Origin of the sequence: Borreliella yangtzensis, assembly GCF_014201775.1 — a bacterium.
In the GTDB taxonomy this organism is placed as follows: domain Bacteria; phylum Spirochaetota; class Spirochaetia; order Borreliales; family Borreliaceae; genus Borreliella; species Borreliella yangtzensis.
The window spans coordinates 33,589-55,963 of record NZ_JACHFG010000002.1 but is presented as its reverse complement, the minus strand read 5'-3'; the positions used below and the strand labels follow the sequence as shown (position 1 = coordinate 55,963).

At 30.3% G+C, this 22,375-nt stretch carries 19 protein-coding genes; 4 read left to right on the top strand and 15 right to left on the bottom strand.

The window, feature by feature from the left end; genetic code table 11:
• Window positions 1-10: 10 nt before the first annotated feature.
• The 4 genes from tyrS to HNP68_RS02445 are packed head-to-tail and all read right to left on the bottom strand — an operon-like array spanning window position 11 to window position 4,831.
• The gene (tyrS, locus tag HNP68_RS02460) at window positions 11-1,228 is read right to left on the bottom strand and encodes a tyrosine--tRNA ligase (protein ID WP_183220095.1); all 1,218 of its coding nucleotides are present in this window, start codon (window positions 1,226-1,228) and stop codon (window positions 11-13) included.
• Window positions 1,225-2,562: a glycine--tRNA ligase gene (locus HNP68_RS02455; protein WP_183220094.1), complete on the bottom strand. Its 1,338-nt coding sequence runs from the start codon at window positions 2,560-2,562 to the stop codon at window positions 1,225-1,227. The genes tyrS and HNP68_RS02455 overlap by 4 nt, the downstream gene beginning before the upstream one ends.
• 17 nt (window positions 2,563-2,579) lie before the next feature.
• Window positions 2,580-4,052, bottom strand: coding sequence for a glutamate--tRNA ligase (gltX, locus tag HNP68_RS02450; RefSeq protein ID WP_183220092.1), 1,473 nt, complete (start codon window positions 4,050-4,052; stop codon window positions 2,580-2,582).
• Window positions 4,053-4,063: 11 nt separating this feature from the next.
• A complete protein-coding gene (locus HNP68_RS02445) occupies window positions 4,064-4,831 on the bottom strand; it encodes a hypothetical protein (protein WP_183220090.1) in 768 nt (255 codons plus the stop codon).
• A 125-nt stretch (window positions 4,832-4,956) separates the two neighbouring features.
• Here HNP68_RS02445 and pdeB point away from each other — a divergent pair, with 125 nt between their 5' ends.
• From pdeB to HNP68_RS02425, 4 genes are read left to right on the top strand one after another with little or no spacing between them, the layout of a single operon-like run.
• Window positions 4,957-6,096, top strand: a complete 1,140-nt coding sequence (pdeB, locus tag HNP68_RS02440) for a cyclic di-GMP phosphodiesterase PdeB (RefSeq protein WP_183220088.1) — start codon at window positions 4,957-4,959, stop codon at window positions 6,094-6,096.
• Window positions 6,097-6,118: 22 nt separating this feature from the next.
• The gene (locus tag HNP68_RS02435; RefSeq protein ID WP_183220086.1) at window positions 6,119-6,832 is read left to right on the top strand and encodes a 5'-methylthioadenosine/adenosylhomocysteine nucleosidase; all 714 of its coding nucleotides are present in this window, start codon (window positions 6,119-6,121) and stop codon (window positions 6,830-6,832) included.
• Window positions 6,829-8,007: a methionine adenosyltransferase gene (gene metK, locus HNP68_RS02430; protein ID WP_183220084.1), complete on the top strand. Its 1,179-nt coding sequence runs from the start codon at window positions 6,829-6,831 to the stop codon at window positions 8,005-8,007. Before HNP68_RS02435 ends, metK begins: the two co-directional genes overlap by 4 nt.
• Window positions 8,004-8,477: an S-ribosylhomocysteine lyase gene (locus HNP68_RS02425; RefSeq protein ID WP_183220082.1), complete on the top strand. Its 474-nt coding sequence runs from the start codon at window positions 8,004-8,006 to the stop codon at window positions 8,475-8,477. Before metK ends, HNP68_RS02425 begins: the two co-directional genes overlap by 4 nt.
• A gap of 10 nt (window positions 8,478-8,487) precedes the next feature.
• Here HNP68_RS02425 and HNP68_RS02420 read toward each other — a convergent pair whose 3' ends face one another.
• The 11 genes from HNP68_RS02420 to rpoC all read right to left on the bottom strand — a co-directional run bounded on the left by HNP68_RS02420 (window position 8,488) and on the right by rpoC (window position 22,362).
• Window positions 8,488-9,150 carry a hypothetical protein gene (locus HNP68_RS02420; protein WP_183220080.1) on the bottom strand — a complete coding sequence of 221 codons (663 nt, stop codon included), beginning with the start codon at window positions 9,148-9,150 and terminating at the stop codon, window positions 8,488-8,490.
• Window positions 9,151-9,176: 26 nt separating this feature from the next.
• On the bottom strand, window positions 9,177-9,596 hold the full coding sequence (locus HNP68_RS02415; protein WP_183220078.1) for an HIT family protein: 420 nt from the start codon (window positions 9,594-9,596) through the stop codon (window positions 9,177-9,179).
• A gap of 47 nt (window positions 9,597-9,643) precedes the next feature.
• The gene (mgtE, locus tag HNP68_RS02410) at window positions 9,644-11,008 is read right to left on the bottom strand and encodes a magnesium transporter (protein ID WP_183220076.1); all 1,365 of its coding nucleotides are present in this window, start codon (window positions 11,006-11,008) and stop codon (window positions 9,644-9,646) included.
• Window positions 11,009-11,061: 53 nt separating this feature from the next.
• Window positions 11,062-12,486, bottom strand: a complete 1,425-nt coding sequence (locus HNP68_RS02405) for an MGH1-like glycoside hydrolase domain-containing protein (RefSeq protein WP_183220074.1) — start codon at window positions 12,484-12,486, stop codon at window positions 11,062-11,064.
• 102 nt (window positions 12,487-12,588) lie between these two features.
• Window positions 12,589-13,617 (bottom strand): nucleoside ABC transporter substrate-binding protein BmpB, encoded by a 1,029-nt coding sequence (gene bmpB / locus HNP68_RS02400; RefSeq protein WP_183220072.1) that lies wholly within the window; start codon window positions 13,615-13,617, stop codon window positions 12,589-12,591.
• 104 nt (window positions 13,618-13,721) lie between these two features.
• Entirely contained in the window at window positions 13,722-14,741 is a 1,020-nt protein-coding gene (gene bmpA / locus HNP68_RS02395) for a nucleoside ABC transporter substrate-binding protein BmpA (RefSeq protein ID WP_183220070.1), read from the bottom strand.
• A 40-nt stretch (window positions 14,742-14,781) separates the two neighbouring features.
• Window positions 14,782-15,843 (bottom strand): nucleoside ABC transporter substrate-binding protein BmpC, encoded by a 1,062-nt coding sequence (gene bmpC / locus HNP68_RS02390; protein WP_183220068.1) that lies wholly within the window; start codon window positions 15,841-15,843, stop codon window positions 14,782-14,784.
• 321 nt (window positions 15,844-16,164) lie between these two features.
• A complete protein-coding gene (gene bmpD / locus HNP68_RS02385; protein WP_183220066.1) occupies window positions 16,165-17,190 on the bottom strand; it encodes a nucleoside ABC transporter substrate-binding protein BmpD in 1,026 nt (341 codons plus the stop codon).
• Between the two features lie 98 nt (window positions 17,191-17,288).
• Entirely contained in the window at window positions 17,289-17,762 is a 474-nt protein-coding gene (gene rpsG, locus HNP68_RS02380) for a 30S ribosomal protein S7 (RefSeq protein ID WP_044006541.1), read from the bottom strand.
• A gap of 24 nt (window positions 17,763-17,786) precedes the next feature.
• Window positions 17,787-18,161 carry a 30S ribosomal protein S12 gene (gene rpsL / locus HNP68_RS02375; RefSeq protein WP_002656492.1) on the bottom strand — a complete coding sequence of 125 codons (375 nt, stop codon included), beginning with the start codon at window positions 18,159-18,161 and terminating at the stop codon, window positions 17,787-17,789.
• 67 nt (window positions 18,162-18,228) lie between these two features.
• Entirely contained in the window at window positions 18,229-22,362 is a 4,134-nt protein-coding gene (gene rpoC, locus HNP68_RS02370) for a DNA-directed RNA polymerase subunit beta' (protein ID WP_183220063.1), read from the bottom strand.
• Between the last annotated feature and the right edge of the window lie 13 nt (window positions 22,363-22,375).

Sequence of the window (22,375 nt, the reverse complement as noted above, 5' to 3'; positions counted from 1 at the left end):
TAAAAATCAACTATAAAATAATTCGTAAAAATTTTTTTTTACCTACTCTTAATTCAATCTCATTATTATTAAAATCCACTCTAGTAAGACAATGGTTCTGATTTTCTACCCTTTTACCATTGATATACACTCCTCCAGAATTAATCAATCTTCTACCTTCTGACTTGCTAGGCACAATTTTTGAATCTAACATTAAATTGATCAATAATACTTCTTCTTCTAAGCTAGAAAAGCTAAATTTAAAAAACGGAATATTACTTCTATCTCCACTACCCCTAAATGCAGCAAAGGATGCCTCTTGAACCTTTAAAGATTCCGCTTCTCCATGAACAATTTTAGTTATTTCAAAAGCTAAAATCTCTTTGGCTTTATTTAAGGAATTTCCTTTAAAATTTGAAATTAATTCAATCTCATCTTCTTCTAAAAAAGTAAAAAGGTTTAAAAAAGTTTTCACATCAGAATCTGAAGTATTTCTAAAATATTGATAAAAATCATAAATACTGTAAAGATTAGAATCAAGATAAACAGCACCTTTTTCTGATTTACCCATCTTTTTTCCATCACTTCTTGTAATTAATGGAAACGTAAGTCCAAAAGCTTCTGCTCCAAATTTCCTTCTAATTAAGTCAACGCCCGAAATAATATTCCCCCATTGATCATCACCACCAATTTGAAGTCTACAATTTTTAATCTTATTAAGCATATAATAATCATAAGACTGCAAAAGCTGATAATTAAACTCAATAAACGAAAGTCCAAAATCTAGTCTTCTTTTATAAGTTTCAAAGCTTAACATGCGATTAACAGAAAAATGAATACCAATATCTCTTAAAAATTCAATATAATTGAGATTATCTAACCAACTTGAATTATGAATAAAACATTTTGAACTAAACTTAGTTATTCTTTGAAGCTGATTTTTTATTGACAAAGCATTATTGCTAATCTCTTCTGAAGATAAAATCTTTCTCATTTCACTTTTCCCGGAAGGATCGCCTATTTTTGTTGTAGAATCTCCAATCAAAACAATTGGTATGTGACCATGTTGTTTAAGATGCATCATAGCTAAAAAAGGAATCAAATGGCCAATATGAAGAGAACTAGATGTTGCATCAACTCCAGCATAAAAAACTATTTTTTCTCTATCCATTAAGTCACTTAAAACTTTTAAAGATGTACATTGCTTTAAAAATCCCCTCTTATGCAACAGATTTAAAGCAGGATTCATTTATTAAAATCCTCTTTGTAATTTAAAATCTCTGTTTTAATATGTGAATATAAATCATTAATAAAAATTCTCTTCTGAGTCATATTATTTCTTTCTCTAATAGTAACTGTTTTATCCTCAACGGTGTTATAGTCTACCGTTACACAATAAGGGGTTCCTATTTCATCTTGACGTCTATACCTCTTACCTATTGTTCCATTATCATCGTAAAATATATGAAAATCATCACAAAGCTCCATGTAAATCCTTCTGGCAACTTCAATAAGCTCAACTTTTTTAACAAGAGGAAATATAGCAATTTTGTAAGGAGCCAGCTTAGGATGCAATCGTAGAACAATACGCTTATCCCCATCTGAGAGCTTCTCCTCATAATAAGCATCACAAAGGGTCATTAAAACAGACCTTGTAAGCCCCGCAGAAGTTTCAATAACATAAGGCACATATCTCTCTTTTGTTAACAAATCATGGTACTCAAATATTTTAGGTTTGTTAGAAAATTTAGAATGCTGAGTTAAATCATAATTACCCCTATTGTGAATACCTTCTACTTCTTGAAATCCAAATGGAAATTCATACTCAATATCAAATGCAGATTTTGCATAATGAGCAAGTTGTGCCGAATCATGAGCTTTAAATCTTAATCTATTGGGGCTAATTTTAAGAGTTTCTATAAAAAAATTCATTCTATTTTGCTGCCAATAACAAAACCATTCATCTATTTGCTTAGGATGAACAAAAAACTGCATTTCCATTTGCTCAAACTCACAAGTTCTAAATATAAAATTTTTAGTAACTATCTCATTTCTAAACGCTTTACCTACCTGAGCAATTCCAAAAGGAATCTTAAGCCTTGAAGAATCTAAAACATTTCTAAAATTAACAAAAATTCCTTGTGCTGTCTCGGGCCTTAAATAAATCTCACTAGAACTATCCTCTACTACTCCAATATGAGTCTTAAACATTAAATTAAAACTTCTTGGAGAAGTAAAATTATTCCCAACTTTGCAATTTGGACAATTTTTTGACAAATCAACAAAATCAGCCCTAAATCTACTTTTACAATCTTTGCAATCAACCATAGAATCTGAAAAACCATCAATATGACCAGATGCTTTCCAAATTTCAGGTCGCATAAAAATAGCACTGTCTAAACCTACAATATTTTCATGCAAGTACACCATGCTCTTCCACCACTCTTTTTTTATATTTTTTTTAAGCTCAACTCCCAAAGGTCCATAATCCCAAGCTCCCGAAAGACCTCCATAAACCTCTGAAGACTGAAACACAAACCCTTTTCTTTTTGCAAGAGAAATAATATCTTCCATTCTAATCATAAAAATATCCTTAATAACTATTCATTTGTTCTTAAAAATTCCTGTGCCAATTTTATTCTTTCAAAAACTTTAGACTTACCTAGCAATTTTAAAGAATCAAAAAGCGGAGGAGAAACTTTGCTGCCAAGCACTGCAATTCTAATAGGAAGAAGAATTTCTCCCAATTTAAAACCATTACTCTCGGCAAAATCATAAAAAATTTTATCATTTTCTTCTGACGATCTTTTTTCAAATCCTTCTAAAATAGGCCTTACTAACTCTAAAATAAAGCAAACCTCTTTAGCCGTTTTTTTTCTACTTAAAAAGTCATCTAAATTCCAAGATTTAATGTCTTCATAAAAAAATCTGGTCATATTTAAAGCATCACTTAGCTTTTTAATTCTACTCTTTATAAGAGGAACTAATAATTTTAATTTCTGACTCTCTTGTAAAGTGCTAGGATTAGAAACATACCCTTTTTTTTGGAAAAAAGGGAGCAAAAGATTAAATAAATCTTCATCTTTTTTCTCTCTAATATAGTAACTATTGAAAAAATCCAACTTATGATAATCAAAAATTGCAGGAGATTTATTGATCTTCTCAATTGAAAAAAATCGCTCAAGGTCATTTTTTGAAAAAAATTCTCTCTTATCATCATAAGACCAACCAAGCAATGTAACATAATTAATAATAGCTTCTGGAAGATACCCATCATCAATAAACTGCCTTAAAGCTGTTGATCCATGTCTTTTGCTTAACTTTTGACCATCATTTCCCATAACCATTGGAAGATGACAATAAATAGGCGGCTTCCAATTAAGAGCCTTATAAAGAAGCGCGTGCAATGGACCTGAAGAAACCCATTCTTGAGCCCTTAATACATGGGTAATTTTCATTAAATAATCATCAACAACATTCGCAAGATGGTAAGTTGGCAGTCCATCTGATTTAAGAATTACAGGATCAGGGCTAATGTCTTTATTTGACCATGTAATCCTTCCAAGCAAAACATCATCAAAGCTAGTATCTCCTTCTAAAGGAATTTTAAATCTAACAACAGGCTTGATTTTTTTAATTAACGCATTCTCAACTTCATCATCACTTAAATTCCTACAATGTCTATCATATCCAGGTGGCATCTTATTAATATTTTGAATTTTCTTAATCCTTTCCAACCTTTCAGAACTACAATAGCAATAATAAGCGTGCCCAGATTCAATTAAATATTTAGCATATTGTTTATATATTATACTTCTTTGAGACTGAACATAGGGCGCATAATCGCCCCCTACAACAGGCCCTTCGTCAAAAGAAATACCAAGCCATTTAAGACTTGCATAAAGATCATTTTCTGCTTCTGGGAAATATCTGCTTTGATCTGTATCCTCAATTCTAAGTAAAAACTTACCCCCACAAGACTTTGCAAAAAAATAATTAAACAAAGCTGTTCTAATCCCACCAATATGTTGCAAACCCGTTGGAGAAGGCGCATAACGAACTCTTATACTCAAAAACAACTCCTTCAATAAAAAACATCTTTTTTAGAAAAATCATAAATATAATAAAAAACAACAAAAAATAAATTTGAACCAAGTAGTCTTGTATGATTAGAATCTATCCTATTTTTAAATTTATAATATCGATTTCTAATCTCAATTTTCTTGCTTTCAAGCAAATCAAAAGATATTCTTGATTTTCGCAATAAATAATAGAAATAAAGAGTAAAAATATCATTTTTTAAAAAAAACTTATCTAAAAAATTTACTAACTCTTTTAGCTTTAAATGCTCCTCAAATGACAGCATACTAAGAGCCTCGCAATATTTCACCCACTTGTTTCTACTGGACTTGTAATTTAAAATCAAACTAGAAGCTTTCTCTTTCTCTCTAAAACTAATAAGAACAGAATAAAGCTCTATTATTGTCTTATGTCTCAATTTGTTGTCTTTTAAATAAAAATAAAGCTCATCAAGACTTTTTTTGTCTTGTTTTATTAAAATAAACCTAAGAAGAATAGATATTTCAAAAACACTTTTAAGCTTTTTACGAACCATTTTAAGCTTTAAAAAAGTAAATGTATCTTCCATCCCATTTAAAATAAAATATAATCTTGGAGAAAAATATCGGGAATAAATAACATTAAAAACAAGCACTAGTAAAAAATAAATTACAATAAATTGATAATTAAACAAAATAAAGCTTAATTCCATTTGAAATCTTAAAATTGTAAGAAAATAAACAAATAATCCAAGAAATATAATATTAAAACCTAAGCGTATTTTTTCTACCATAAAAATCTCTTCAAAAGAAGCTTAATTCAAAAATTGAGATATAATAAGTATATTATACTAATAGATAGACAATTAATAAATAATATGATATACATGGTTATTATAGCTTAATTTCAAGGAAATAAATGCAAAATTTTGAAAGCATTATCAAAAATATAAAAACTTCGTCATATTTAATAGATAAGGAATTCTTAGTTTGGCCTGAGAATGCATTTATTGGTGACAAAAACATTGCGCTTATTGAAAAATGGAAATTAAAATCATACATTAAAGAGAGAACAAATTTTTTCAGTGATGATTCTGTTAAAAAAGAATATGAAGAAATACACAAAAAATTTGACGAAGAAGCTATTTCTAGTTACCATGTAATAATAAGCAATTTAGAGGAAATTTATGAAAATTGTAAAAGAAATAAAAAAATATATTACCAAGATATTATCCCTACTGTAAAAAAAGTAATAGAATTTTATAAAAAACAGAAAAAAATTTTTATCAAGTATTTTAGAATTCCTAAGCTTTCTGCAAATTATCACATTATTCATTCAGTAAATACAGCTATCTTAACAGTAGCTCTTGGCAATGAAATGGGACTAAATAACTACAAAACAGTAGAACTTTGTAGTATTGCTCTTTTACATAAAATAGGGTTTCTATTTATCCCATCAAAAATCAGCGAAAAAAAGGAAAGATTAACTGACGAAGAACTGAGCATAATAAAAAAATATCCCATAATCAGCTATAAAGTAGCTTCAACTAGCAATTTGTCACAATCAATATGCTTGACACTTTTAACACACAAAGAAAATCTAGACGGGACAGGCTATCCTAAAGGCCTGACAAGTGAAAACATAAGCATAGAATCAAATATAATAGGCGCTGCTAGCGCCTATTCTGCTATCATTTTAGATAAGGCCTACAAAAAATCTTTTAATTCTGGGGCCTCTATTATTGAATTAATTAAAGATGCTGACAAAAAATTTGACAAAAGAGTTTTAAAGTTAATAATCAATGCAATATCTTCTTGCCCTTTAGACTTTATTGTAGAACTTAATGATAATTCTATAGCCAAAATAGTGGATATAGATGATTTTAACCCAAATCTTCCATACATAAACTACATAATAAAAAATGGAAAAGTTGTAGACAAAAATGAGCAATCTAACATTCAGTCCATACCAAACACAAACACAGGAATAAAAAAAATACTCAATCAAAATGAAATAGAATTAATTAAAAATAAATATTCTTTAACGGATATCATATAAGAACACTTAAAAGGAGAAAAGCATGATCTTAATCATATCAGCCATGCAAGAAGAATCAGAGGAAATAAACAAGTTGCTTGATGACAAAGAAGAAATTATATTAAACGGCTACTTAGAAAATACAAAAATTTATAAAGGAAAAATTTTGGGAAAAGATGTAATATCCTTAACTACAGGAATTGGAAAAGTTAACGCAACAACTTGGGGCAATCAAGTTATATCTAAGTATAAAATCACTCATATAATAAACTCTGGGAGTTCTGGCGGAATAAAAGAAAACTCTAACCTTAAAATCTCAGATATCATAGTATCCTCAGAAACAGCATACTATGACTTTGACTTAACCAAGTTTGGACACAAAATAGGACAAGTTCCTAATTTGCCACAAAGGTTTAAAGCAGATGAAGAACTATTAAAAAAAATAGTCAATATTGTTGACAACAAGCTTTTAAACATTAATATCCATATTGGCTTAACACTAACAGGAGATCAATTTGTTGACAATGAAAAAAATCTTGAGACAATTAAAAAAAATTTCAAAGATGCTTTAGCTGTAGATATGGAAGGAGCTGCAATAGCTCAAGTAGCATATATCTTTAAAATACCATTCATAATAATTCGTTCAATTTCCGATTTACCAAACAATAAAGATAACCATATAGACTTTAATACATTTCTAAAACAATCATCAATAAATTCGAGCAAAATGACAAAGGAACTTATCAGGTTAATATGAATAAAATAATAGCAGCTAACCAAATTTTAACTTCTGAGGCTGTATCTGAGGGACACCCAGACAAAATTGCAGACCAAATCTCTGATGCCATACTTGATGAAATGCTAAAATTAGATAAAAATGCAAAAGTAGCTTGCGAAGTCATAATTGCACAAAATTTAGTAGTAATAGCAGGAGAAATAAATAGTCCTGCAAAAAAACACATAGATATAAAAGAAATCGCTAAAAACATCATTAAAAATATAGGTTATACAAATATTGATTATGGGCTTGATTACAAAACAATAACGGTAATAGACGCGATTGGCAATCAATCGCGTGACATTGTAAACGCAATTGAAAAAAAAGGATCTAATACCCTTGGAGCAGGTGATCAGGGAATAATATTTGGATATGCTTGCGATGAAACAAAAAATTTTTTACCCGCTCCTTATGAACTTGCCAATTCAATTCTAAAAAAAGCCAGCAATCTTAGAAAATCAGGAGCAATAGAATGGTTGAGACCCGACTCAAAATCTCAAGTCACTATGGAATATGATAAAAATAGAAATCCTGTGAAAATAAAAAATATTATAGTTTCTCATCAGCACCATCCAAATATCCCCCAAAAATTAATACGACAAACAATAATTGAAGAAATTATTAAGCCTACCATTCAAGACAAGTCAATGCTTGATGAAAATACTAATTATTGTATTAATCCTTCTGGAAATTTTGTAATTGGAGGACCTACCGGAGACACAGGCCTTACAGGAAGGAAAATTATTGCCGATAGCTATGGAGGATTTGCAAAACATGGAGGAGGGGCATACAGCGGGAAAGATGCCACAAAAGTAGACAGATCGGCTGCTTACATGGCAAGATATATCGCAAAAAATATGGTAGCAGCTGGAATTTCTAAAGAATTTGAGCTACAACTTGCATATGCAATTGGGATTGAGAACCCAATATCCATTCAAATAACTGCAGGAATAAATGATCCCAAATATGAAAACAAAATATTAAATTTCATTGTCAATAACTTCGATTTAACTCCCAATGGTATAATTGAAAAATTAAAACTAAAACAACCCGTATATCTTAAAACTTCTACCTATGGCCATTTTGGAAAAAATGAATTTGAATGGGAAAAATTAGATTTTGTAAAAAAAATACACTCGGTGCTAAAAAATTGAAAAAAATAACAAGCTTTACAATAGATCATACAAAATTAAAACCTGGCATATATGTTTCAAGAAAAGATACCTTTGAAAATGTAATATTTACTACAATGGACATTAGAATCAAAGCCCCCAACATCGAACCGATAATTGAAAACGCAGCAATACACACAATAGAGCATATAGGCGCTACTTTACTTAGAAATAATGAGGTTTGGGCCGAAAAAATAGTATATTTTGGTCCTATGGGATGCAGAACTGGTTTTTACTTAATAATTTTTGGGAGCTATGAAAGTAAAGATCTTGTTGACTTAATATCGTGGCTTTTTTCCGAAATTGTAAATTTTTCAGAACCCATTCCAGGTGCAAGTCATAAAGAATGCGGAAATTATAAAGAACACAATCTTGATATGGCTAAATACGAAGCTTCTAAATACTTACAAATATTAAACAATATCAAAGAAGAAAATTTAATATATCCCTAACTAACAAGGTTTACAAAATAGAAAGTATCTCACTATCATTTTTTGTTGCTACATCAAACTGAAAAATAAAACCTAGGGTTATTTTATGCATTTGATTTAAAAGTAAAAGTTTGTTATAAAAAATTGGAGAAATTGTATATTCCAAAAAAATAAAATCTATATTAATTCTAGCTCCAATGTCTATTCCCAAAATAACATTATTCAGCAATGCCCAATCATTTGAGCCTCTAAAACGAATTTTAGCATCAATATATGAAAATTTTAAACCTGTAAAAAAGTTTAAACTAAACATTGCAGTATAAGGTAAAAAGAAATAATTACCATACATCCTCATTGATATTGAGACATCTTTTACTATGAAATAACTTAAAGAATGCTTCAAATATGATTGGTCATCCAACATAAACATAATATCCTTGGTGTAAGGAGTATAGCTCGGCAAAAATTTAATATCTAAATTAAATTCTCCGCCAATTGCGAAACTTTGAGAAACATTAACGCCAAGTCCACTGAAAAACTGATACCTAAGTCTTTCATAGAAGAATAAATCTTGAGTAAAATTATCAACACCAACCCCAACTCCATTGTACACATTAAGATAACCAGGAATTCCTGAATAAATTCTTAATGCATTAAGCATAAAAACAAAAAAGAAAAAAAAGTTTCTTCCCATAAAGAATCCTTTTTTATAAAATAAATTTAAAGATTCATACTTATTTTCATAGATAATTCTTTAAATTTTTCAACTTCAAGATTAAGCTTATCACCTCTTTTAAAACCAAAACCATCATTTTTAAATCTTGGAATTACATGAAAATGAGTATGAAAAACTTCTTGCCCTGCACCAGCTCCCAAAGAAGAATAAATATTTATTCCACTACAAATACTTGAATTTATTTTTTTTAAAGCATTGGAAATTTTTTTACACACTCTTAAAATTCTTTCGTTAAATTTATCATCCATACTCAATAAATCCTCACTATGTTCTTTAGGAATAACAAGAGTATGTCCAACAGTTAACGGATTAATATCTAAAAATGCTAAAATTAAATCGTCCTCATAAACTTTATAACTGGAAAGCTCCTTGTTTACTATTTTACAAAAAATGCAATTATACATTAAAAATGTCCTTATAAAAAATAACAATTAATACATTAAAATGAAATTTAAACAGCATAACTAACCAAAACCCATTTTGCTATATTAAAATAAGCTATCAGAGTAATAGCATCTGCAATAGTAGTGATTAAAGGACCTGCCATAAGTGCTGGATCCAACTTGAAAATTTTAGCAACAATGGGCAAAAGACCTCCCAATATCTTGGCTACTGTCAAACTTACCATTAAGCAGGATGAAACTACAAACGCTATTTTCAACTTATCATCATGCTGTGGAGCTACAAAAAATACAATTCTTAAAAAATTAACACCAGCAAGAATTACTCCCACTAAAATACTAACACATATTTCCTTTAAAAAAACTTTAAAAAAATCTTTTACCTTGATAGTACCAAGAGCAAGCTCACGAATTATTAATGCAGATGCTTGAGAACCAGCATTGCCCGAAGTATCCATTAAAAGAGGAATAAAACTAGCCAAAACCACTAAAGACAACATTAAATTTTGATAATTCGAAATGATTGTAGCTGTAAAAGTAGAAGATACCATAAGAACTAAAAGCCAAATTATCCTATTTTTTGTCATAACCAAAATAGAAGTATCAAGATAAGAAGTGTCTAAAGGTTTAACAGCAGCAATCATTTGAAAATCTTCAGTATTTACTGATTGAATAACTTCTAAAATATCATCAATAATAATAACACCTATCATTCTCCCCTCATTATCAACAACAGGAACACTGGTAATATCATATTTTTGAAAAAGAAGTGCAACATCTTCTTTCTCATCGTTGACTCCCACAATATAAAAACCGCTATTTCTCATTATTGATGACAGAATGACATCGTCTTTGGCTAATATTAAATCTTCGATTTTTATCACTCCTTTTAAATGCTTTTCATCATCTGTAATATAATAAGTGTAAATATCTTCTTTGGTTTTAGCTACCCGTCTAATATAATCAAGAGCTTGACCAACAGTGAAATCTTCTTTAAGTTCAACATACTCAATTGTTACAATTGATCCTGCAGAATCATCACTGTAAGACAAAAACTTATTAATGATTTCTCTATTCTCTTCTGTAGAGCTTGCTAAAAATCTCTGAACAACATTTGCAGGAACCTCCTCTAAAAGATCAATAACATCATCAAGATTTAATTCATCAATCATTTCACTGATTTCTTTATTCGTAAAAGAATTTGCTAACTTATTTTTTGTAGATTGATCAAAATTCGAAAAAGTTTCAACTGCTATTTTTTTAGGCAAAAATCTGTAAAGTAAAATCAATTCAGATCCATTAAGTCTTTTAAGAGCCTCAGCAATGTCAAAAGAATCGTGCTTCAAAAATTTTTCTTTAATTTTAGAATAACTCTTCTCTTTAAGAAAAATTCTCAATTCATCAATATCTATCATTAAAAGGCCTCCAAAAATTTAAATTTTACAAGACATTTAATGAATCCAATTCATCAAAGCTTATCCAACAACATAGAACATCTTCCTGAAGGAATAGGAAGGGTTTTTTCTTTTTTATTTAATATATTTATTGTAAAATAATAAAGTTTTTCAGATTCCATTTTTATTTCCCAACCCCTTTTCCCTTTATTACAAATTATTGTAGTTTGATTCTTTTTAAGAGATAAGCTTTCTATCCCCATAATCTCAAGAGTAGGGATGTTCCAATATACAGTTTTATCGGGCAAACTAATCGTAAGACCAATAATATTTTCTATCATCAAGCTAATGCTAAAAAGCGCAAGGTAGCAAATAAGATTTTTTTCAGTATAAGTTTTTTTATTAGAATCAAAATATGCAGGCCCTTCTTGCATAGGCTTATAAGCTTCCCAAATGTGCCCTTTAATTTTATTAAACGGAATTAAAGTATCTAATATATAATATAAATGTCTTATAGTAAATTCTCTTGCAATATTTGCACGACCACAATATTCAAGACCTTTGATCACAAAAAAATTCATATAAGTATAAACTGAGCCATAATATCCATTGCCATCTTCACTAAAACCTGGCTCACTAACAGAAAGCGTTGGAAAAGGGTTTGGAGTCCCAAAATGCTTAGTACTTTTTAAATAAAAAACCATTCTTTCTATTCTGTCTTCACTAGGAATCTCAGAAAGCATTGGGAAAAACCCTACTATTGTCTTAATTTCAATAATATTCTCATTAATATCAAGATCATAATAAAATCCATCTTTTTCACTCCACATTAAAGAATTAATCTTGACTTTAAGAGAAAAAAAACGTTTTTTGTATTCAAGTGATAAATTTTTATCATTTAAAATGTCTGCTAATTTAGAAATACAATATGCACTATGAAGTTGTAATGAATTAAAATCTATAGGATAGTGTGCATTTACTCTTGGAGAGTTTTTATAAAAAATTTTATTTACATCAACTGAATAAAGACCATTTTCCTTTAAAAATTTTCTTTCTATCCACTTATAATACTTATCAAGAATTGGTAAAACTTCAGAAATTCTCTTTTTATTTCCTGTTTTATGATACAAATTATATTCAGCCCATGCAAAAATAGGAAACCCAATATTCTCTTCATTCTCATCAAGATCAACAATAGCATTGTTATTGTCATACCTAGCCCTAATTGCGCCAGATTCCTCCTGCAGCTGATAAAATTTGTCAATCGAAGATGTAGATGAATATTCTCCATTACTATAGACAAGAAAAAAGCTTGACATACAAGCTTGCATCTGATCTATATAATTACAATTCTCCGAATAATAATTTTTATCTTTTTTGCCTTTATCAGCAACTTTTTGTAAAACGACCTTGTCTTGAATCCAAGATAAACTTTTATTATAAATATCAATAAAATCTTGATCATAATAATAAATCTTGGGAAACATTTTTTTATTCAATGCTAAATCCTCTAAAACAATAGAAATTTGCTTATATTTATTATAACACAATAAATATAGCATAATTAAAAACTAAAAAATTAAAATCTTTTTTAAAAAAGTCTATAGCTTTAATATTTGCTTTATAAAAATTTCATATCCTTCCTGATTGAAAGGAACAACAATCTCTTTATTGATTATTTTACTTTCAAGAACTTTTATGTATTCAAATTCATTCGCATTAGATAAACCAACAACACCATCTCTTAATCCCATTTTAATAATTTTTCCACCTTCCTCCCAAGTATTATTGTTTTTAAGATATTCGCTAGTAATCAAATATAATGCGTCACCAACATTTTTTATAACAGAAGTAATAAAATTTTTAGGAGCAAGATAAGACTGATCTTGATCAGATCCAATAACATAATAACCATCACCAAGTTCTTTTGCTGCCTCGATAACACCAATCCCTGCCAAACCAGCTGCAAAATGAATTATATCTATTCCTTTAGAATACATTTTATTAGCCATGATTCTACCAATATCAACATCGGAAAAAGAATTGGAGTATTCACTTACAATTTTTATGCCTTTATTAGCATACTTAGCACCAGCCTCATAGCCATAACGGAATGCATCCACTATATCGCCCTTTACCCCTCCTATAAAACCTATTTTACCAGAAACGCTTTTTTTAGCTGCAATATAGCCGGCTAAAAAAGCACCTTGCTCTATTCTAAAAACAATACCAATCAAATTTTTAGGGATCTGAACATCATCACCATAAATAGGATCTATTATTCCGTAGCTAATTCTTGGATTTTCCAATGAGACCGATAAAGCAACATCTGTAAGCATATACCCTACAAGCCAAATCAAATCTGAACCATTCATTTTTAAATTATCAAGATCTGAGACATAACTAGAATAAACCCCAGAAGCAGCATTAGAAAAAACTTTTTCAATACTTTCTGGAAAATCTTTTTTCAAGCGCAACAAGGCCTTATTAGCACTAGAATTAAAAGATTTGTCATCAAGAATACCATCTACAAACATAGATATCTTAATTTTACTTGAACCAGATTCTATTTCATTTTCACCCAAGCAAGAAGTCAACAAAATACCGAATATAAAAATTGTAATACTCATATAGAACGCTTCTCCATTCCCACCATTTACACAAAATCAATGCGTTTTTATATTTAAAAAATAAAATACATTGATTATTTATTCAAAATTTATTCAAAATTTATTCAAATAAATTCTTTAAGAAATTTTTCATAACTTTCTTTATTATACGGAACAATAACTTCTTTATTGATTATTTTACTAGAAAGACTATCGATTTCTTTTTCAAGTTCAAAGGGAATCATCTTGGGATTTCTTACGAACCCTACAACTCCTTCTTTAAGACCATAATTTATTAATTTCCCACCTTCAAAAGCATTAGTTTTTAAATAGTTAGATGTAAAAATATTTAAAGCTCTACCGACATCTTTAGTTGAAGATGTAATAACATTATCAGGAGCAAGATATGATTGATCCTCATCAACTCCAATAATGTAATGCCCAGAACCAAGTTCTTTCGCAACCTCAATAGAACCAATTCCTCCAAGACCTGCAGCATGATGAATTATGTCTATTCCATCAGAATACATTTTAGTTGCAACGCTTCTACCAGCTTCAATGTCAGCAAAACTACCAATATACTGAGTAGATATCTTTATATCTTTATTGGCATACTTAGCACCGGCCTCATACCCATACCTGAAAGCATCTACTATCTCACCCTTTATTCCCCCTAAAAATCCAATTTTACCCGTTTTAGAAATTTTTGAAGCAATATAACCTGTCAAAAACGCGCCTTCTTGAGCTCTAAAAGTCATACCTACTAAATTCGCAGGAATAGGCTCATCAGAATAAACAGGATCAATAATTGCATATTTCACCTCAGAATTTTGCAAAGAAACAGCCTTGGATACATCGCTAAATTTATACCCAATAAGCCAAATTAAATTTGAGCCCGTATCTTTAAGCCCTTCAAGATCAGATAAATAAGAATTTGATGTAGATTCTTTTAAAATAAATTCAACTTTAAATTCTTCTTTAACCTTTTTTATACCATTTAAAGCGCTCTCATTAAAAGATTTATCATCAAAAGTTCCATCAATTATTACAGACACCTTAGGAATTCCACCCTCAAGACTACCCCTACCACTACAAGATAAAAAAACAACACCTTCAAACAAAATCAATAACAACAATTTACCCATAAAATATTTTCCTTTTCAAATAAAGCTATACCTAAGTAGTTTATAACTTTGATTTAAATAAATCAAATGCATATTCACTATCAGGAATAACAATTTCTCCACTTATTATTTTATTTTCTAAATCAAGAACTTCATCAACTAGTCTATCATTTAAAACATCAGGATCCTTAACAATTTCTATTACCCCTTCTTTCAATCCTCGATCAATAACAACTCCGCCCTTAAAAACTCCATTTTTAATATAATCTGATGAAACAGAATAAATAACCTTACTAATATCCTTAAGTATTGAAGTAATAACATTTTGCGGGGCAATATATGATTGATCTTGATTTAAACCAACAACATAATATTTAGGTCCAAGCTCCTTAGCAGCGTCAAAAACCCCAAGCCCTGTTATACCGGCTATTGGAAAAATAACACCTACTTTATCCTCTTTGTACATAAACCGAGCCATTTCTTTACCTTTCTCTTTATCAAAAACAGAAGGCGCTTTTTTCGATACTAATCTTATTTTGGGGTTAGCATAAAAAATTCCAGCCTTAAAACCAAACTTAAAATCATTCAAATGTTCACTTATAGGACCTGTTAAAAATCCAATCTTTTTCCTTTTACTCATCTTAGCAGCAATATATCCAGCTAAAAATGCAGCTTCTTCATTTCTAAACTTAATGGCCAAAGAATTCTTAGGAACTTGAATATCGCCATAATCAAAAGCATCTATAATCCCATAATAAATATCTGGACGTTCATACGAAAGCTTAACCGATAAATTGGAAAATTCATACCCAATCAACCAAAAAAGATTTAAAGGATTTTTTTGAACCTCATAAGCATCCTCTGCCATTGCTTCATCAACAGTAAGAAGTCTTTTGCCCTCAATAGGATAAGGCCTTAAAGATTTAGTTATAAGTTTTATTCCAAAATCATCTCTAAGTTTTACAACACCATAATGAACACTTTGATTATAGCCTTTATCATAAAAGCTACCATTAGCCAAAACACCTACAATAACTTTATCAGATTTAACAGACTTTTTATTAGATTTAAAACAAGCCAATACTAATAAAGGTAAAACAATAAAAATAAACCTTTTAAACAAAATTAATCCTCTCCTTACAAAATTTACTTTAAAAATTTAAATTTTTTAAAATCAAAATATTAACTTTATTTTACTAACAAGTAGCATTCTTTATTTATAAAACATAAAATATTAATAAACTTATAAAAACAAATAATACTTTTAACATTAACAAAAACACGGCGGTAGTAAAAAATTAATTTTTACTACCTCACCACAATATCCAAATTTAAACCCTTTTATAAGATTAATCTAAACTAAACTTACAAAAATTAAAAAACTCTTTAAAATCCTTTTAAAAGGATTAAAAACATTTTTAACAAGTGCCCCATACAAATCAAGTTAATTTTTTATTTGCAAAATAAAGTTATCATAAGATATCTTGTCATAAGGCGCTTTTATTATACCATTAATTATGCTTTGTCCAATTTTCAATGATTTGTCATAAATCTCAGAATAATTTGATTTTAAATTTTCATTTAAAACCAAACCAAGTCCATCTTCTTTAAGCCCAAACAAAATGGTCTTGCCCCCATCCCAAACTCCAGTTTCTAAATACTTTTTTGTTAAACTATACATCAATGAATCAACTTTCTTTACAGCAGAAATAAGAACATTATTAGGAGCAAGATATGCTTGATCCTGATCAACTCCAACAATATAATGGTCAGGCCCTAATTCTTTTGCAGCCTCAATTACTCCTATACCAGAAAGTCCTGCAGCTGCGAATATAATATCAACCCCATCTCGATACATATTAGATGCTGTTGAACGACCAAGTCCAAAGTCCCCAAATGTGCCAACATATTGAGAGACCACTTTAATATTGGAATTTGCATACTTAGCACCAGCTTCGTATCCATACATAAAAGATTCCAAAACTTTTCCCTTCACCCCCCCAATAAATCCAATTTTACCTGTTTTAGAAGCCTTTGACGCAAAATATCCTGCTAAAAACGCCACCTCTTCGGATCTAAAACTAATATTAAGAAGATTTTTAGGTATTTGAATTTCATTATAAACTCCTTCTATGATTGCATAACTAATGGAAACGTTTTCTTGAGCTCTTTGCAAAAGAGTATCTGACAATCGAAATCCAATTCCCCAAATCAAATTTGAATTGCCATCTTCTAAATTTGAAATATCTCCCAAATAAGAATTACCTGTAGATGCTTTTTCAATTATATTTATATTAAAATCTGTCTTTAATTTTCTTATCGCCTTAGAAGAACTTTCATTAAATCCTTTATCATCAAAAGCACCATCAACTATAAGCGAAACTGTTTTTGATTCTAAATTACCACCATCAGAGCCAGAACAAGCAATAATAAATAATAAAAATAATAAATAATAAATTTTTTTTAACATAAAAATACCCTCACTTTAATAAAATAAATACAAAAAATAGCCTTATAATACACAATATATAAGCAAAAAAAAGACACCTTACAAAAAAAGGTGTCTTTTTACCATCTATAATGAGTAAAAGCTTTGTTTGCTTCAGCCATTCTGTGAGTATCTTCTTTCTTCTTAAAAGCAGCGCCAGTAGAATTATATGCATTTAAAAGTTCGTTTGACAACTTCTCCTTCATAGACTTACCACTAGATTTCCTAGCAGCAAAAATAATCCACTTCATAGCCAAAGCCTCTCTCCTCTCTTCTCTAACTTCAACAGGAACTTGATATGTAGCGCCACCTACTCGTCTACTTCTTACTTCTACCAACGGTTTAATATTGTCTAAGGCTTTATAAAAAACAGCCATTTTATCACTATCTTCAAGCTTATCAGCAAGCAAATCAATCGAACTATAAAGTATATTCTCGCTTATTGATTTTTTTCCATCATACATCATTCTGTTTGCAAACTTTGCAACAATCCTAGAATTATACCTGGTATCAACAAAAATTTTCTTTTTGATTTTTTTATTTTTTCTTGACATATTTAATATTAACCCACCTTCCAGTTAAGCTTTAGGTTTTTTTGTTCCATACTTAGATCTACCCTTTTTCCTATTATTAACACCAAGAGTATCCTTGGCTCCTCGAACAATATGATACCTTACTCCAGGCAAATCTTTAACTCTACCACCTCTAATTAGAACCACGGAATGTTCCTGTAAATTATGACCAATTCCTGGAATATATGCTGTTACTTCAAACCCATTTGAAAGTCTAACCCGTGCTACTTTTCTTAAGGCCGAATTGGGCTTTTTGGGTGTTACAGTCATTACACGTGTACAAATTCCTCTTCTTTGAGGGCAATTTTGAAGCGCAGGAGATGCGGTCTTCTCCGTTTGACTTTTTCTAGGCTTTCTAATTAATTGATTAATTGTAGGCATACATCAACGCTCTCCTTTTCTTGAAATTATTAATAAAATGGTAGCAAATATATCACTTATTTTCAAGTTAAACTTTAAAATCGATATTCTCACTAACTTTAATCTTTTTATAAAGCCCCATACCAGTTCCAGTAGGAATTAAATGACCAATTACAACATTTTCTTTCAATCCTCTAAGATCATCTATTTTCCCAGCAATAGAAGCATCTGTTAATACTTTTGTTGTTTCCTGAAAAGAAGCCGCAGAAATAAAAGAATCTATATTAAGAGATGTCTTAGTTACTCCTATAAGAATAGGACTTGCTATTGCTGGCTCACCACCTTGTTCGATTACTTTTCTATTTTGCTCATAAAAAGTGTGCTTATCTACCTTTTGTCCATAAACAAAATTAGTATCGCCAACTGCTACAATCTTAACTTTTTTCATCATTTGTTTAATTATCACACCAATATGTTTGTCATTAATACTAACGCCCTGTTTTCGATAAACATCTTGAATTTCTGCTAACAAGAACTCTTGCAAACTAATTCCGCCTAAAATTTCAAGTACATCATGGGGATTGATTCTACCATCACAAAGCATATCTCCTGCTTTAACAACATCTCCATCTCTAACTAAAAGATGCTTGCCGGCCGGAATATAATGCTTATGTTCAACTCCATACTCATCTAAAATATTAATCAGTCTTTTACCTTTTTGAATTGATTTAAATTGTACAATTCCACTTACTTTAGCCATCTCAGTTAAATTCTTAGGGATTCTTGTTTCAAAAAGATCATTAACACGGGGCAAGCCTCCTGTAATATCTTGAGTTTTTTCAGAGCCTTTAGAAAGTTTCGCAATAACATCTCCTATATTAACATTCTGACCATCTTCAACTTGAAGGTAAGCATCACCTGGCAATACATAAGATGCAACCTCAATACCACTACTATCAACAATAAAAATTCTAGGATCAAGGGACTCAAAAACATTATCTGTAATTCTTTTTTCAGCATTTCCTGTTTCAGTATTTATCTCTTCCTTAAGAGTGGTTCCTAAGATAATATCCTTAAACTTAATTCTACCTTTAACCTCTGCAATAATAGGCTCTGCAAACGGGTCAAATGTACCAATAACTTTACCCGATTCAACATAATCACCAACTTCTATTTCAAGCTTTGTGCCGGCTTTCAAGGCAACCTCTTGTTCTTCTGATACTATGAAAAATTTATCATCTCTTAATTTAACATAACCAATATAAGAAGAGAGAATTTCTGCACCATTTTTATTAATAAATAAAGGGACTCCTTTGATTACTCTTTGAGAATCTAAAACTTTAATCTCTTTTATGTTATTAATTATTTCCTCATAAAAAACATTGATTATTTTTAAAGTTCCTTTTCTTGTGAAAAGAATTCCATTGTCAACCTGAACATTAAAACCTTCTATGCCATTAAGTATAAAAGCATTCTTTAGAGATATTTTATCATCCTCACTACCAGCCTGGGCAACTCCACCAATATGAAAAGTTCTCATGGTTAATTGAGTACCTGGTTGCCCTATGGACTGAGCAGCAATTATTCCCACTGCCTCACCAATGTTAACAGGTTTGTTCTTTGAAAAATCTCTACCATAACATTTTTGACAAACGCCATGTTCAGCTTCACATGTTAAAACAGACCTAATCACAAGTTTTTCAATACCGATTTTCTCTAATAACTCTATTTTAGCTTCTGATATTTCTTCATTTGCATCCAAAACAATCTCACCGGTAATTGGATTTTTTATTCTTTCAATAGAATAACTCCCAACAGCTTTTTCTTTCAAAGATTCTAATATTTCTTCACCATTTTTTACAGTCTCAACTTTTATTCCGTTTATAGTGCCACAATCCTCTATTCTAACAACAACATCTTGAGCAATGTCTACTAATCTTCTAGTTAAATACCCAGCATCAGCCGTCTTAAGAGCAGTATCCGCTAGACCCTTTCTCGCTCCATTTGTAGATATAAAAAACTCTATCACAGAAAGACCTTCTTTAAAATTAGAAATAATTGGAAGCTCAATAATATCCCCAGAAGTTTTTGCCATCAATCCTCTCATACCAGCAAGTTGCCTTATTTGATTTCTACTACCTCTAGCACCAGAATCTGCCATCATATATATAACATTAAATCCATCTCTGTCTTTCTTCAAAATTTCCATCATCTTATTAGTAAGTTCTTCATTTGTCTTTAACCAAACAGAAACTACATTATTATAACGTTCTTCACCAGTAATAACACCTTTGGCATAATCATTTTGAATTTTAGCAATCTCTTTATTTGCCCTGTCTACATAAGTTCTTTTTTCATCAGGAACAATAATATCACTCATGCTAATTGTGCACCCAAACTTAGTGGCATACCTAAAACCAAGCTCCTTTATAATATCAAGCATTTCAATTACAGTAGAAGAACCATGAACCACATAAACCTTTGATATTAAAATTTGTAGTTCCAAATCACTAAGAGTTTTATTTACAAATTCAATTCCATTGGGCAAAGCCTCATTAAATATAACCCTGCCAGCTGTAGTTTTTTTGTATTCACCATCAATTTTTACATAAATAGAAGCATTGTAATCCAGGCTCCTATTATTTATAGCAAGAATAACATTATTAAAGTTTAAAAACTTTTTACCTTCTCCAACAATATTCTTTTTTTCCATTGTTAAATAATATAAACCCAAAACAATATCTTGAGATGGAAAAACAATAGGGTGCCCATTAGCAGGATTTAAAAGATTATTTGTTGAAAGCATTAAAGCCCAACTCTCAGCTTGTGCTGATGGAGTAAGGGGCACATGCACTGCCATTTGGTCACCATCAAAATCAGCATTATATGCATGACAAACAAGGGGATGCAATTTTATTGCCTTACCCTCAACTAATACAGGCTCAAAAGCCTGAATTCCAAGTCTATGAAGAGTAGGCGCCCTATTTAACAGAATAGGGTGCTCTTTGATAACAAGATCTAAAATTTGCCATACCTCGTCAACTTCTTGTTCGATCAAATTTTTTGCTCTTTTAATATTAAAAACGGCCTCACTCTCAATTAACCTTCTTATAACAAAAGGCTTAAATAGCTCAAGAGCCATTTTTGCAGGCAATCCACATTGATGTAACTTTAGCTCAGGTCCAACAACAATAACAGAACGACCAGAATAATCAACTCTTTTACCAAGCAGATTTTGCCTAAATCTTCCTTGCTTGCCTTTTAATGCATCGGAAAGCGACTTAAGAGGCCTGCTAGATGAGCCTTTAACAACCTTTCTTTTATGAGAATTATCAAATAAAGAATCTACCGATTCTTGAAGCATTCTTTTTTCGTTTCTCACAATAATCTCTGGAGCATTAAGAAGAAGCAGCTTCCTTAAACGATTATTCCTATTTATAACTCTTCTGTAAAGATCATTAAGATCAGATGTTGCAAAGCGACCTCCATCAAGCTGAACCATCGGCCTAATTTCTGGAGGGATAACAGGAAGAACATCCATAATCATCCATTCTGGCTTATTTCCAGAAATTTTAAAATTTTCAATAATTTCAAGACGTCTTAAGAGTTTTTTATCAGTTTTATCATCTTTATCTATCATTTGAATTCTAAGCTTAGATGAAAGCTCTTCAAGATCAAGATTTTCAAGAAGAGTTTTTATAGCTTCAGCTCCCATCGAAGCATTAAAAGACATACCATATCGCTCTCTAGCCTCTATGTATTCATCTTCATTTAAAAGCTGCATTTTTTTAAGATCAGTATCACCCGGTTCAATTACCACATATTTTTCATAATAAAGAATAGAATTCAAACTAGATGCTGTAATGTCAAGCAAAAGACCAATTCTAGAGGGTATATATTTGTAATACCAAATATGGGCAACCGGAGCTGCTAGCTCAATATGCCCCATTCTTTCACGCCTCACCTTAAAATGAGTAACTTCTACATTGCAACGATCACAAATAATGCCTTTATATCTAACTGATTTGAATTTACCACAATAACATTCCCATTCTTTTGTAGTACCAAAAATCCTTTCACAAAAAAGCCCATCCTTTTCGGGTCTCAAAGTTCTATAATTAATAGTCTCAGACTTTTTAACTTCTCCGTAAGACCAATTTCTAATTTGATCGGGAGATGCTATTTTAATTTTTATTTTTTCAAAATCTTTTATCTCTTTCATAAAAACTCCAAAA